This is a genomic window from Sphingopyxis sp. GW821-FHT12F08, from assembly GCF_058806755.1.
Genome location: NZ_JBXAQA010000001.1, coordinates 118,436 through 132,621 on the forward strand (window position 1 = coordinate 118,436; position 14,186 = coordinate 132,621).

10 protein-coding genes are annotated in these 14,186 nt (G+C 66.7%); 3 read left to right on the top strand and 7 right to left on the bottom strand.

Going from position 1 to position 14,186, the window contains the following annotated elements:
* Nucleotides 1-17 precede the first annotated feature (17 nt).
* The 6 genes from AC1RNQ_RS00570 to zwf form a co-directional block, all read right to left on the bottom strand.
* Complete coding sequence (locus tag AC1RNQ_RS00570; protein ID WP_493168064.1) at nt 18-1,607, bottom strand: wax ester/triacylglycerol synthase family O-acyltransferase; 1,590 nt, start codon at nt 1,605-1,607, stop codon at nt 18-20.
* A complete protein-coding gene (locus AC1RNQ_RS00575; RefSeq protein WP_493168065.1) occupies nt 1,600-3,948 on the bottom strand; it encodes a glycerol-3-phosphate 1-O-acyltransferase in 2,349 nt (782 codons plus the stop codon). The genes AC1RNQ_RS00570 and AC1RNQ_RS00575 overlap by 8 nt, the downstream gene beginning before the upstream one ends.
* Before the next feature lie 162 nt (nt 3,949-4,110).
* Nucleotides 4,111-5,673 (bottom strand): HAD-IB family hydrolase, encoded by a 1,563-nt coding sequence (locus tag AC1RNQ_RS00580; RefSeq protein ID WP_493168067.1) that lies wholly within the window; start codon nt 5,671-5,673, stop codon nt 4,111-4,113.
* Nucleotides 5,674-5,834: 161 nt separating this feature from the next.
* Entirely contained in the window at nt 5,835-6,455 is a 621-nt protein-coding gene (gene eda, locus AC1RNQ_RS00585; protein ID WP_493168069.1) for a bifunctional 4-hydroxy-2-oxoglutarate aldolase/2-dehydro-3-deoxy-phosphogluconate aldolase, read from the bottom strand.
* A gap of 123 nt (nt 6,456-6,578) precedes the next feature.
* Nucleotides 6,579-8,423, bottom strand: a complete 1,845-nt coding sequence (gene edd / locus AC1RNQ_RS00590) for a phosphogluconate dehydratase (protein ID WP_493168071.1) — start codon at nt 8,421-8,423, stop codon at nt 6,579-6,581.
* Between the two features lie 110 nt (nt 8,424-8,533).
* The gene (gene zwf, locus AC1RNQ_RS00595; protein WP_493169377.1) at nt 8,534-9,937 is read right to left on the bottom strand and encodes a glucose-6-phosphate dehydrogenase; all 1,404 of its coding nucleotides are present in this window, start codon (nt 9,935-9,937) and stop codon (nt 8,534-8,536) included.
* 182 nt (nt 9,938-10,119) lie between these two features.
* Between zwf and glpD the strand changes: the two genes are divergently transcribed.
* A complete protein-coding gene (gene glpD / locus AC1RNQ_RS00600) occupies nt 10,120-11,670 on the top strand; it encodes a glycerol-3-phosphate dehydrogenase (protein ID WP_493168072.1) in 1,551 nt (516 codons plus the stop codon).
* A gap of 57 nt (nt 11,671-11,727) precedes the next feature.
* Nucleotides 11,728-12,297 (top strand): DUF1579 domain-containing protein, encoded by a 570-nt coding sequence (locus AC1RNQ_RS00605; RefSeq protein WP_493168073.1) that lies wholly within the window; start codon nt 11,728-11,730, stop codon nt 12,295-12,297.
* Nucleotides 12,298-12,301: 4 nt separating this feature from the next.
* Here AC1RNQ_RS00605 and AC1RNQ_RS00610 read toward each other — a convergent pair whose 3' ends face one another.
* Nucleotides 12,302-13,039: an SDR family oxidoreductase gene (locus AC1RNQ_RS00610; protein ID WP_493168075.1), complete on the bottom strand. Its 738-nt coding sequence runs from the start codon at nt 13,037-13,039 to the stop codon at nt 12,302-12,304.
* Nucleotides 13,040-13,136: 97 nt separating this feature from the next.
* Here AC1RNQ_RS00610 and AC1RNQ_RS00615 point away from each other — a divergent pair, with 97 nt between their 5' ends.
* On the top strand, nt 13,137-14,036 hold the full coding sequence (locus AC1RNQ_RS00615) for an AraC family transcriptional regulator (RefSeq protein WP_493168077.1): 900 nt from the start codon (nt 13,137-13,139) through the stop codon (nt 14,034-14,036).
* Nucleotides 14,037-14,186 lie beyond the last annotated feature (150 nt).

Genomic DNA, 14,186 nt, shown 5'->3' on the forward strand with positions numbered 1-14,186 from the left:
ATCCTGCGAAACATGGTTTATTTTTTCTGAGTCTTGCGGGTTGCGTTGCCTTTGGCAACCGGTTTCCGCTTGGTTTTGGTCGCCGGGGCCGTCCCGCTTTTGGCCGGCGCCTTGGGCGCGGGCTTGGGTTTTGCGGCGGGTTTCGGCTTTGCCGTAGCGGCTTTCGGCCCCGGCGCCGGCTTTTCGGGCTTGGGCTCGGCCGCCATCAGGTCGGCGAAACTTTCGTCGATGCACTCGCGGAAAAAGGCGATATCGGGCATGATCGCGCGTTCGCCGATGATCGAAAAGGCGATGCGGCCGTTGTAGCTCGGCGTCGCGACGAACAGCCCCATATTGTTCGCGAGCGGCGCCATGCCATGCTGCTGCACGAGCTGCGCGCCCGCGAGATAGAGCGGCACCTGCGCGCCGGGCACGTTCGAGATGAAGAGGTTGGTGCCGCGGACAGCGAAGCGCTCGCTGGTCAGGATGCGCGCGACCGCGGCCATCGTCGCGCCCGGAATATGTTGCGACAGGTTGGTCATGATCCGCGCGCTGACCCCCGCCTTCGCCTCCTTCGCCTCGACCGTATAGTCGCGGATCGCCGCGAGCCGATCGAGCGGATCGGCGATATCGGTGCGCACGGGCACGCTCATCGCCGAGACCTGGTTGCCGGGCGTCGACGCCTTCCCCGCGCCCTTGTCCTTGCCGCGAAGGTTGATCGGCGCGACCGCGACGAGGCTCTCCTTCGGCAGTTCCTTGTGTTTCGCGAGATATTTGCGCAGCGCGCCGCCGACGGTGGTGAGCACGACGTCGTTGACCGTCGCGCCCGGCACCTTCTTGCGGATCGCTGCGACATCGGCGAGCGCGACGGTGGTCGCATCGAACATCTTGTGCGGGCCGACCGGCGCGTTGAAGCGCGTTTCGGGGACGCCGGCGGTCATCCCGCCCTCGGCCATCGACTTGCGCGCCGAGGCGACGATCGCGGGCGAGACCTTGAGCAGCGCATTCACGAACTTCACCGGTGACTGCATCGACGCCGACCAGGCGCGGGTCAGCGTCTCGGCGCTCGACGGCGCGCGGCCGAGGTCTTCGGACGGCGGCGGCGCGGCAATCGCGGGGGTGCCCTGCGCATCGATATCGCTCATCGCGATGAAGGCGTGCGCGCCCGACGCGCCATCGACCGCGGCATGATGGACACGGTGGAGCATCGCAAAGCTGCCTTTCGGAATCCCCGGAATCCGGTCGAGCCCCTCGATGATGTAGATGTCCCACAGCGGGCGGTTCATATCCATCGGTTTCGAGAAATAGCGCGCGACTGCGATGCAGAATTGCCGCCAGTCGCCGGGCTCGGGCAGGCGCGCGTGGCTCATATGCGCCTCGATGTCGAAATGCTCGTCCTCGACCCAATAGGGATGGTCCATGTCGAAGGGCAGGCGGTGCAGCCGGCGCTTGAACAAGGGCGAGGTGTCGACGCGGCTCTCGACGTGGCGGATGATGTCCTTGAAGCGCACGAAACCGCCGGGCGCGGTCGAGGGGTCGTAGATATAGACCCCCATGATGTGCGTGAGGTTGTTCGCGGTCTGGGTGTAGAGGAACTGGGCGTCCTGCGCGCTGAGCTGTTTAAGCATCCTGTCCTCCTGTGGTCGGCAATCGGTCCGCGAGCGCCAGTGTCGCAAGGCGCATCGATTCCATGACGTTGGCGAGCCCGCGCAGTTCCATCAGCAGCGCGCGGCGCGCCGCGAGAATGTCGGGGGTCGCGGGTTCGGCGAGCCCCATATGGCGCATCAGCGACAGGCCGTTGGCGAACAATAATTTGCCGATCGCCGCCTCGCTGCTGATCCGGCGCAGCAGCCAGGCCTGCTTGCCCTCGACCAGCGCGCGCTCGAGCAGCGTCTTTTCGTCGACGGCATCACCCGGCCGTGCGCGCGACAACAGGTCGGCGACGACCGAATAGGCCTCGGCGAAGGACAGCAGCACCGCATGGCCGACGAGCGGCTGGCAGCGGCGGATGAGCTGCACCACGCCGCGGTCGCCGCTCGCGAGGCGCTTGGCCCAGGCGGGGTCGATGCGCGCCAGCTCGGCCTCGATCGCGGCATGATGCTCGCCCCGCGGCGGGTAGAAAAATTCGAATTTGAACAGGTCACGCAGCCGATCGACATGCGCCCAGAAGGCCGCGGTCGCATCGCTGCTGTCGGCATCGCGCAGCTGGAACAAGGCGATCTCGATCATCGCGCGGTCGAGGAAATGGTGGACGATGATGTTGCGATAATAGCTCGCCATCGGATGATGCGCGGGTTCGATCGAATAGACATTTTCGCTGCCCGCTTCGTAGCGCGTGAGCAGCCCGCTTTCGACGAGCGTGTCGACGGTGGCGGACAGCGCGGCATCATCGCCGCTTTCGAGTTCCTTGCTGAGCCGGATGTCGCGGGCGCGCGCCCACTCCTTGAGCGCACCGATCGTCGCGAGCAGTTCGGCGGCGGTGGCGCCGCGCGGCGCGGTGCCGAGCAGGATCAGGCACATCACCGACGAAACGGTCAGCGGGGTGACGCGATTGGCCTCGACCGCAATCGAGAAGGCGATCTTCTCCAGTGCGCGCTTGTCCTCGGGACCCGGCGCATCGTCGATCACGATCGGCCGGCCGATGTCGAGCCGGATGCGCCCCGAAGGCTTTTTGAGGTTGCGCATATAGCCGACGAACCAGCCGAGACTCTCGGGCTTCTTCACGCGGCCGGTCTGTTCGGCGGCATATTCCTCGACGTCGAGGATCAGGTCGAAGCTGGTCACGAAAGGCACGAAATGAACGTCCTTCGTCCCCGTTGCATGCGCCGCGTCGAGGACATATTTCATCAGACCATATTTGGGCGGCATCAGCTTGCCGAGGCGCGAGCGCGTCCCCTCGAACGCCCAGCTCAGCGGGAAACGCTTGGCGAGCAGCCAGGCGATATAATGACGCAGCACCAGCTTGTAGACCGGCTGGTCCTGAAAGCTGCGGCGCACGAAAATCATCCCAGAGCGGCGGTAGAATTCGCCGATCACCGCGATGTCAAGGTTGGCGCCGCCGAACAGATGCAGCATCGGCATGTCGTTTTCATAGGCGAGGCGGCTCGGCGTCGCGCCGTCGATATAGGTCTTGTGCGTGAAGAGGATCGCGGTGGGGTGCTCGCGCAGGATCGAACGCAGCTTCGCGAGTTCGGCGGCGTCGATCTCCATCTCGGGCGCGTAGCCGCCGAACATCATGCGGTCGAGCCGCGCGCGCAGGTCGAGGAACAACGCCGAAGGACGCGCGATGACCTCCTTCATCAGCGGGCGCGCCTCGCGGTAGAGGTCGGCGACCGGACGGCCGAGCGTTTCGGCGAGTTCGGCGAGCGCGGCGCGGAACTTGGGATTGGTGCGGAGGCTATCGGCGACGAAGCGCGGCACCTTGTAGCGCGTGCCGCGGATACCGCGTTCGGCGACGTCGAGCGCGAGCCCCGCCTGCCGCGCGACGAAGCCCGCGAATTCCTGGCCGTCGACCCCGGCGCCATCCCCGCCGCCGGTCTGCTGCCGGAACCGGTCACGCAGGGCGTCGAGCGTCGCCGCCTCGCCGACCAGGATCTGCGCGCGGCGCCGGTCGCGGAGCAGGATCAGCCGCGCGCGGATCGGGCCGGGATGGCGCGGGTCACCGAAGATCAGGTGGCGGAACTTGAGCGCGCGCTCGCGCTCGAACCCCGGGATGCGCCAGGCGATGCGCAGCGGCACGACCTGCCGCGACGGCTGGCCATCGAGCCGCGCGCGCAGCATCTCGAGCGGCAGCGCATGATCGTCATCCTCGATCGCGAGGCTCGCCCATTGCGGCGCGCTGTCGCCTGCGGTGGCGTGAACCCAGTCGAGCAGCAGCCGGCGCTCGACCCCGTTGCGCGCGTCGATGATATAGAGCCGGTCGGCCGCGTCCTCCGTCAAAATCGGGGTGCGGAGCGTTCCGTCGGCCACCGTTTACGCGCCCACTTTCAATGAGCGAGAACCACCACGCCGGTTCCGATTCAATATGCCCGTTCGTCCTGAGCTTGTCGAAGGGCCGCTCTTTCTCTCCGATGTTGCGAAGAAGAACGGTCCTTCGACAAGCTCAGGACGAACGGAGGGAATCGGCATGATTTAGACGGCCCTTCCCTTTCGAGGAGACGTCTTCTTGGCGCCCGTGGCTTTCTTCTTCGGCGCCTTCTCAGGCTTGGCCTCGGGCGCCGCCGTTTCGGACGCAGGTTCCTTTGCCACCGATTCCGCAACCGTCTCCTCGGCCTGACCCAGCGTCCGCAGGAACATGTTGCGGACGTCGCGGACATGATTGTTCATCGTCCTTGCGCTCCATTTCGACGTGTCGACAGGCGGCAGGACGGTGACGCGCACCGTCGCGGGGCGCATGACGAACTCGTTCTTGGGCGCGACGTCGGTCGCATTGTGGATCACGATCGGGACGATCGGCACCCCGGCCTGCATCGCGAGGTGGAAGGCGCCCTTCTTGAACGGTTCGAGCTTGGGCGTCAGGCTGCGCGTGCCCTCGGGCGAGATGCAGATCGACTTGCCCTCGACCTTGATCGCGTCGACCAGCGGCTCCATCGCCTTGATCGCGCTCTTGCCGTCGGCGCGGTCGACGAAGACGGTGCCACCCCATTCCATCAGCTTGCCGAGGATGGGGATGTCCTTGATTTCCTTCTTGCCCACCCCGCCCATGTCGCGGCGGATGAGCTTGGCGAGGATCATCACGTCGGCCTTGCTCTGGTGGTTGAAGATGAAGACGCAGGGGCGCGACGACCAGAGATGCTTTTCGTCCTCGACCTCGAGCTCGACGCCGGTGATCGCGGTCGCGAAGTCGCCGAACAGCCCGATCGAGAAATTCGCCGCCTCGCGCTGCGAGCGCGTCAGCGCCCAGATCGGCAGTCCGGCGGCGAAGGCGCCGACGAGCGATCCGGTGGCATAGATGGTGCGCGTATAATCGATCCACGACGGCGTGCCGCGGCTGCCGAAACGCTGCACCGGCCAGCCATTTTCCTCGGCGATTGCTTTCAGTTTGAGGTTGGGGTTGAGCGGGCGCGGTTTGCCGACGCGTTCGAGCAGTTCGATATCATCGTCGCTATCCGAATAGAAAAAGCTCTGGTCGAGATCGAGACCGAACTCGGCGGCGAGTTCCTCGGCCGCGAGCACCTTACCCTCGCCGAAGCACAGGGGGCGGATGATCTCGCCGGTGAACACCCCGTCCTCGATCTCGTACGCCGAGCATTTGATATGCTCGATGCCGAGGTCGCGCGCGGTCGGTTCGATCTGGTAGATCGTCGCCGACGAGATGATCGCGACGCGGTGGCCCTTCGCCTGATGCGCCTCGATGATCGCGCGCGCCTCGGGGTAGATCTTGCGCGCGATATGCTTTTTATAAAGTTCCTCGCCGAACTCAATGAAGCTCTCTTCCTCGACGCCCTTCATGAATTTGGCGGCGCCCGACATCAGCCCCGAAAAGCCGATCGTGCCCAGGCTGTGCTGCGCGATGATCTGCGCGGTCTCGGCGATTTCCTCGACCGACATTTCGCGGCGCTGGAATTTTTCGCGCAGCATCGCGGTCGCCGAATAGCCCGAGATGATCGTGCCGTCGAAATCGAAGAGCGCGGCGATATGCGGCCCGGGTTCGGACGCGAGTACTTCTTCCAGATGCGGCTGCGGTCGTGGCACAGCGGTCTCCCCACAGGCGGCTATATTGCCGCTTTACCTAGGCACAGTGGCAGTAAAGATGGTGTTTATCAATGCGCCCATTCGTCGCCCCCGCGAAGGCGGGGGCCGCTCGCTGCGTTGCGCAAACCTGACAGCGATCCCCGCCTTCGCGGGGATGACGATCAGGATTTGAGCGCCGCGGCTTCACGCGCCAATGTCTCGATCCGGGCCGGGTCCAGCGGGCCCGACGGCACCACCCAGCTGCCGCCGACGCAGAGCACGGCTTCGAGCGCGAGCCACTCGGGCGCGGTCGCCAGCGTGATCCCGCCGGTCGGGCAGAAGCGCGCCTGGCCGAAGGGCCCCGCAAGCGCCTTCAGCGCCGGGATGCCGCCGCTGGTCATCGCGGGGAAAAATTTGAAACGGTCGAGCCCCAAATCCATGCCGCGCATGATGTCGCCGGCGTTGGCGGTGCCGGGCAGAAAGGGAATGCCGCTCGCCACCGCCGCCTTGCCGAGATTGTCGGTCAGGCCCGGCGAAACGATGAATTCGGCGCCCGCGTGGATGGCGGCGCTGAGCATCGCAGGGTTGAGCACGGTGCCCGCGCCGACGACCGCGCCCTTGACCGATTTCATGGCGGTGATCGCGTCGAGCGCCGCGGGGGTGCGCAAGGTGACCTCAAGCACCTTCAGGCCACCAGCGACCAGCGCCTCGGCCATCGGCACCGCATCCTCGACCCGGTCGATGACGATCACCGGGATGACGGGCGCGAGGCGCATGATCTGGTCGATGGATTGGTCGGTCATTTTCTACTCCGTTCGAAATCACAAACTCCGTTCGCCCTGAGCCTGTCGAAGGGCCGTTCTTTTCTCAACGTCGCGAAAAGAAGGACGGTGCTTCGACAAGCTCAGCACTAACGGATTTAGGGGTTATCCTGTAACCGCCTCCATCGCCGCCAACACCGCCGACCCGCCCTTTTCGGCTTCGTCGGCGTGATGACGGAACAGCGCGAACAGTTCGCGGCCGACGCCAAGCGCGGGCGGCGGCGCGACAGCGGGCGTGCGCGCCGCCCATTCGGCCTCGTCGACGAGCGCAATCGCCTCGCCCTTGCGCGCGCAGACGCGGACGATGTCGCCATCGACGAGGAAGGCCAGCGGGCCGCTGACGCCATCGGGGCCGGGCAAGGCTTCGGGCGACAGATGGATCACCGCGGGCACCTTGCCGCTAGCGCCCGACATGCGGCCGTCGGTGAGCAGCGCGACGCGGTACCCCTTGTCCTGCAGCACGCCGAGCGCCGGGGTCAGCTTGTGCAGTTCGGGCATGCCGTTGGCGCGCGGTCCCTGGAAGCGGACGACGACGACGACATCGCGGTCGAGCTCGCCCGCCTTGAAGGCGGTGAGCACCTGGTTCTGGTCGTCGAAGATCCGGCACGGCGCCTCAATCGTCCAGCGATCCTCGGCGACCGCGCTGGTCTTGATGATCGCACGGCCGAGATTGCCCGCGAGCAGGCGCATGCCCCCGTCGGGCGAAAAGGGCGCGGCGACCGGGCGCAACATGGTGTCGTCGCGGCTTGTCGCGGGCGCGGCCTGCCAGTGAAGCTCATCGTTCACCAGCACAGGCTCGGCGCCATAGTCGGCCATCGTCCCGCCGACCGTGAGTACATCGCCGTGCAGCAACCCCGCATCGAGCAATTCGCGAACGACGAAGCCGATGCCGCCCGCGGCGTGGAAATTGTTCACATCCCCCGCGCCGTTCGGATAGACGCGCGCGAGCAAAGGCACCGCGTGGCTGAGCTCGTCGAAATCCTGCCAATCGATCACGATCCCCGCCGCGCGCGCGATCGCGGGCAGGTGGATCGCATGGTTGGTCGAGCCACCCGTCGCGAGCAGGCCGATCGCGGCGTTGACGATCGCCCTTTCGTCGATGCAGCGCGCGAGCGGGCGATAGTCGTCGCTGTCCCAGCCGATCTGGGCGATGCGGTGCGTCGCGGCGCGCGTCAGTTCCTGGCGCAGCTTGGTGCCGGGATTGGTGAAGGCGCTCCCGGGGATATGCAGCCCCATCAGCTCCATCATCATCTGGTTGCTGTTCGCGGTGCCGTAGAAGGTGCAGGTGCCCGCGCCGTGGTAGCTCGCCGCCTCGGCCTCGAGCAGTTCGTCGCGCGTCGCCTTGCCCTCGGCATAAAGCTGGCGGACGCGCTGCTTTTCCTTGTTGGCGAGCCCCGAGGGCATCGGACCCGCCGGGATCAGGATTTGCGGCAGGTGGCCGAAGCGCAGCGCGCCGATCAAGAGGCCGGGGACGATCTTGTCGCAAATGCCGAGCAGCAGTGCGCCCTCGAACATCGCATGGCTCAATGCGATCACCGTGCCCTGCGCGATATTGTCGCGGCTGAAGAGCGACAGGTCCATCCCCGCCTGCCCCTGCGTCACTCCGTCGCACATCGCCGGAACGCCGCCCGCGACCTGCGCGGTGACGCCGGCCTCGCGCGCGAAGAGTTTGATCTGCTCGGGGTAACGGCCATAGGGCTGATGCGCCGAGAGCATGTCGTTGTAGCTGGTGACGATGCCGATGTTCATTTCGGCGCCGGCGCGGATCGCGGGCTTGTCCTCGCCCGAGGCGGCGAAGCCATGCGCAAGGTTGCCGCACGACAGATTGCCGCGGTTGGTGCCGGCGTCGCGCTGGCGGTCCATGAGGTCGAGATAGGCGGCGCGGCGCGGCGCGCTGCGGGCGATGATGCGGTCCGTGATGGCGGCGATGGTGGGGTGGAGATCAGTCATGAATATTTCCCGTCGCCCCCGCGAAGGCGGGGGCCGCAGTCGGTTGACGCAACGCTGCCGGAAAAGGCCTCCAGCGACCCCCGCCTTCGCGGGGGCGACGTGCTATTTCCTCAATCATGCCAGCTCGCCCCGTCGCGCTCGATCAGCGCGATCGACGCGCTCGGACCCCAGCTGCCCGCGGTGTAGCTCTGCGGCGCCAGGTCGACCGCGGCCCAGGCGTCGCGGATCGAATCGATCCACTGCCATTGCGCTTCGACCTCGTCGCGGCGCACGAACAGGGTCTGGTCGCCCTCGATGAAGTCGAGGAGCAGGCGTTCATAGGCGATGCGGCGGCGCTCGCCGGCGAAGCTGTGCGAGAGCGAGACGTCCATCGTCACCTCTTTGAGCTTCACCCCGTCGCGGTCGAGGCCGGGCTGCTTGGCCATCACCTTGACGCGAATATTCTCTTCGGGCTGGAGGTTGATGATCATGCTGTTGGCGTCGAGCTTCGCGGCGCCGACGCGCGCGAAGATATTGTGCGGCACCGGCTTGAACTGGATCAGCACCTCGGACTTGCGCTCGGGCATGCGCTTGCCGGTGCGCAGGTAGAAGGGCACCCCCTTCCAGCGCCAATTGTCGATGAAGGCCTTGATCGCGACGAAGGTCTCGGTGTTCGATGGCTGGCCGAGTTCGTCGGCGTAGCCCGTCACCGCCGCGCCGCCGACGGCGCCGCTGGTGTACTGGCCCTTTACGCTGTGCGTTTTCACATCCTCGGCCTTCATCCGGCGGAGGCTGCGCAGCAATTTGACCTTTTCGTCGCGCACCGCGGTCGACGAGACGCTCGCGGGAGGTTCCATCGCGATGATCGCAAGCAGCTGGAGCATATGGTTCTGCACCATGTCCTTCAGCGCGCCGACGCCGTCATAGTAGGAGACGCGGCCTTCGAGACCCACGGTCTCGGCGACGGTGATCTGGACATGGTCGATCGCCTGCGCGTTCCACAGCGGCTCGAAGAGCATGTTCGCGAAGCGCAGTGCGAGGAGGTTCTGGACCGTCTCCTTGCCCAGATAGTGGTCGATGCGGAACACATGGTCTTCGGCGAAGGCGTCGCCGACCTCGGCATTGACCGCGTGCGACGAGGCGAGGTCGTGGCCGATCGGCTTTTCCATAGCGATGCGGCATTCGGTGCAGGCGATCCCTGCGCTTTTAAGCCCCTGCGCGATCGGACCGAACATCGACGGGGGAGTCGAGAGATAGGCGCCGATCGGGCGGCCGAGCCGGTCGCCGAGCTGCGCGGCAAGGTCGTCGTAGCCGGTGCCCGCGCCGGCATCGACGGAGCAATAGTCGATGCGATCGAGGAAGGCCGCGATCGCGGCATCGTCGAGGCGGTCGGCGGGGAGATGGTCGGTCAGCGCCGCGCGCACCAGCTTGTGCGCGGCTTCGCGGTCCATCGTCGAGCGGCCCGAAGCGACGATCATCAGTTCGGGCGCGAGCAGCCCGTCGAGGTGGAGATTGTAGAGCGAGGGGAAGAGCATACGCTGGGCAAGGTCGCCCGTCGCCCCGAACAGGACCAATGTCTCGACTTTGACGCTCACGATCGTCCCCTTGGATATCCGCGATCAGAGGTGGCGTATGGACCGTGCGAATGCAACGAGCATACGTAAGCCGCATGCGATCCCACTTGGCAAAGACCGGCGCGCTGCCATAGGGGTTCGCGATGCCCGACAGCGCCCACCCCTATGATGTGATCGTGATCGGCGGCGGGGTGAACGGCGCCGGGGTCGCGCGCGACGCCGCGGGGCGCGGGGCGCGGGTGCTGCTGATCGAGCAGGGCGACCTGGCGCAGGGCACGTCCTCGGCCTCGACCAAGTTGATCCACGGCGGGCTGCGTTATCTCGAACATTATGAGTTCGCGCTGGTGCGCGAGGCGCTGAAGGAGCGCGAGCTGCTGTGGGGCATCGCGCCGCACATCATCCGGCCGCTGCGCTTTGTGCTGCCCTATCGCAGCGGCCTGCGCCCGCGCTGGTTGCTGCGGCTGGGGCTGTTCCTCTACGACCATATCGGCGGGCGCAAAAGGCTGCCCGCGACGCGCTCGATCGATTTGCGCCGGCACGCCGCGGGCGCGCCGCTGCAGGACCAATATGTCCATGGCTTCGAATATTCGGACGGCTGGGTCGACGACGCCCGGCTGGTGATGCTCAACGCGCGCGATGCCGCGGCGCATGGCGCAAAAGTCCGAACGGGCACGCGCGCCGAGCAATTGCGCTGCGAGGACGGGCTGTGGGTGGTCGAGGCGCGCTGCGACAACGGCCACCACTATCGCTTCACCGGACGCAGCGTCGTCAACGCCGCGGGGCCGGCGGTGCTCGACCTGCTGCGACGCGCCGATGCCGAACCCGACTATGCGATGCGGCTGGTGCGCGGGTCGCATATCGTCGTGCGCAAGAAATTCGAGCATGATTACGCCTATTTCTTCCAGCTCCCCGACGGGCGCATCTTCTTCGCCATTCCCTATGAGCGCGACTTCACGCTGATCGGCACGACCGACCTCGATCACGACGGGCCGCTGGGCGAGGTGAAGGCGAGCGAGGAGGAGATCGCCTATCTATGCGAGGGCGCGAGCCTCTATTTCCGCGAGCCGGTGGTGCCCGCCGACGTCGTGTGGACCTATTCGGGGGTGCGCCCGCTGATCGAGGATGGATCGGGGCGCCCCGAAGCGGCGACGCGCGGTTACCGCATCGATCTCGACAGCGACGAAGGCGCGCCTTTGCTCACCATTTATGGCGGCAAGATCACCAGCTATCGCCATGTCGCCGAGGCCGCGGTCGACGCGCTGGCGGAGGATATCGACGCGCTGGCGGGCAAGCCCTGGACCGGGAAGAAGCCCCTGCCCGGCGGCGATTTCCCGACCGACGGCGCCGCGGCGCTCAAGGCCGAAATCAAGCTGGCGCACCCCTTCCTGCCCGCGGCGAGCGTCGACCGCATCGTCAAGGCCTATGGCACCGAGGCGCGGGCGTGGCTGGGCGGGGCGCAGGGCTGGGACGACCTCGGCGGCGAGATCGCGCACGGGCTGAGCGTCGCCGAGCTGCGCTGGATGGTGACGCGCGAATGGGCGCGCAGCACCGACGATATCTTGTGGCGGCGGAGCAAGCTGGGGCTGCTCTTCACGCCCGAAGAGATTGTGCGCCTCGCCAAACATGCCGAGCGGCTGGTCGCCGAAGCGCGGCTCGCCGATCCCGAATATTTCGACGGACGCGTGAATAACTGACAAAGATTGTCAGGTAGCGCGTTGTACCAGCACTCCCACGCACGAGGGAGAGGCAAGATGATCGACATGGATATGACGCGCCGCGGGCTGCTAGAAATTGCGCTCGTTGGCGGGGGTGCCGCGATGGCGGGATCGGCCGGGGCAGCGGCGGCCGCGACGCCAGCGCCGGGCGGCGACTGGGGTTTTCTCGTCGGCCGCTGGAACGTCCGCCATCGCAAGCTGCGCGAGCGGCTGGTCGGCAGCGACGACTGGATGGAGTTCGACGGCAGCAGCGAGAATTGGCCGCTGCTCGGCGGGGCCGCCAATGTCGAGGACAATGTCTTCCATACGCCGGACGAGACCTATCGCGGCGTGGCGCTGCGCGCCTTCGACCCGGCGACGCAGTCATGGGCGATCTGGTGGCTCGATTCGCGCGCGACCGACCGGCTCGACGTGCCGGTGCGCGGGCGCTTCGAGGACGGCGTCGGCACCTTCCTCGCCGAGGACAGCTGGAAGGGCACGCCGGTGATCGTGCGCTTTCGCTGGTCGGACATCGCGCCGCGGTCGGCCAGGTGGGAACAGGCCTTTTCGACCGACGGCGGCGCGACGTGGGAGGTCAATTGGGTGATGCACTTTACCCGCGCCTGAGGCCTCAGGCGGCCAGCGCGAGCGCGTCGGCACCCGCGGGGAAATGCGGCTCACCGGTTTCGTCGTGGACCGCCGCCCACACCGCCGCGGCGACATCGGCCTCGGCCGTGAACAGCGCGGGCTGGGCCATGGCGGCGAGGATCGGCTCGGCATAGGTCCAATAGGGCTCTGGGAGGACATCCTCGAGCCGGATCTCGGTGTTCGCGGCGAAGGCGGTGGTCGGGCCGTAGCCCGGCTCGACCAGCTTCACCGCGATGCCGAGCGGCGCGAGTTCGTGCGCGAGGCTGCCGGTGAAACCCTGGATCGCGCTCTTGCTGCCCGTATAGGCCGCGGCGAAGGGGAAAGGCGCGAGCGTCGCCGACGAGGTGACGTTGACAATCACCCCCGAGCCCCGCGCGCGCATGCCGGGGATCACCGCCTGCGTCATCGCGATCGTGCCGAGCGTGTTGGTCGCATAGACCGAGCGGATCTTCGCCATCGGCGAATGTTCGAGCGAGCCGAACAGGCCGATACCCGCATTGTTGACGAGCACGTCGATCGGACCCGCGGCGTCGATCGCGGCGGCGATGCTCATATCGTCGGTGACGTCGAGGGGGAGGAGGCGGAGATTTCCGGAAGTTTGCAAAGGTACCGCGGAGGGTGTGCGCATGGTGGCGACCACTTTCCAGCCGTGGGCGAGGAAATGTCGGGCGGTTTCAAGGCCGTAGCCCGACGAGCAGCCGGTGATCAGGATGGTCTTCATGGACGTCGTTCCTTTCGAGTTGCGATGCAAAACCTCTAGACCGCGACTTCCGGACTATCTATAATCCATTATCCATATTTCATTATTGATCGTCCATATGCTCGACCCCCTCTCTGATCTCATCGCGCTGCTGCGGCCCAGCACCGTCTTTTCCAAGGGGATCAGCGGCGCGGGCGCGTGGGCGGTGCGCTATTCGGATTTCGGGCACCCGGGATTCTGCACCATAATCGAAGGATCGTGCCGGCTCGCGGTCGACGGGCTGGAGGCGGTGACGCTGGAGGTGGGCGATTTCGTGCTTCTGCCCGCGACGCCGGGCTTCACCATGTCGGGCTTCGTCCCCGCCGATCCGGCGCTGCTCGACCCGCATGCGACGGTGGGGATCACCGGCGAGGTGCGCCACGGCTGCGCCGACGGCCCGCCCGATGTGCGGATGATGGGCGGCTACTTCGCCTTCGCCTCGCCCGACGCCAGCTTGCTGGTGTCGCAGCTGCCCGCGATGATCCACCTGCGCGGCGCCCAGCGACTGGCGGCGCTCGTCGCGATGCTCCGCGAGGAGACCGGCGCCGAGCGGCCGGGGCGCGACCTGCTGCTCGCGCGGCTGGTCGAGATTTTGCTGGTCGAGGCGCTGCGCGCGGTCGGCGGCGAAGCGACGCCGCCGGGGCTGCTGCGCGGACTCGCCGATCCGCGGCTCGCGGCGGCAATCCGCCAGATGCACGCCGAACCCGCGCGAGCGTGGACGACGGCCGAGTTGGCGAAGGAGGCGGCACTATCACGCTCGGCCTTTTTCGAGCGCTTTGCCCGCACCGTCGGGGTGCCGCCAATGGAATATCTGCTCGGCTGGCGGATGAATCTTGCGAAAGATCTGCTGCGCCGCGGCGCCGGGCGGATCGAGGAGATTGCACTTACCGTCGGCTACGGGTCGGCGAGTGCGTTCAGCACGGCGTTCGCGCGGCAGGTGGGGATGCCGCCGAAAAGGTTTGCGGGGATGGCGGGTTAGCGGGGCTTCGGCTTCGGTTTACGCGCCTCTTCCTCGCGCCGCCGGTTCTCGCGCTCGGCCAGTTCCTCGAAGCGGCAAAGCGGGATCGGCGCGGGTGGTTTTTTCTTTTCGGCCATCGCAACCTCGTCACCCCGGGCTCGACCCGGGGTC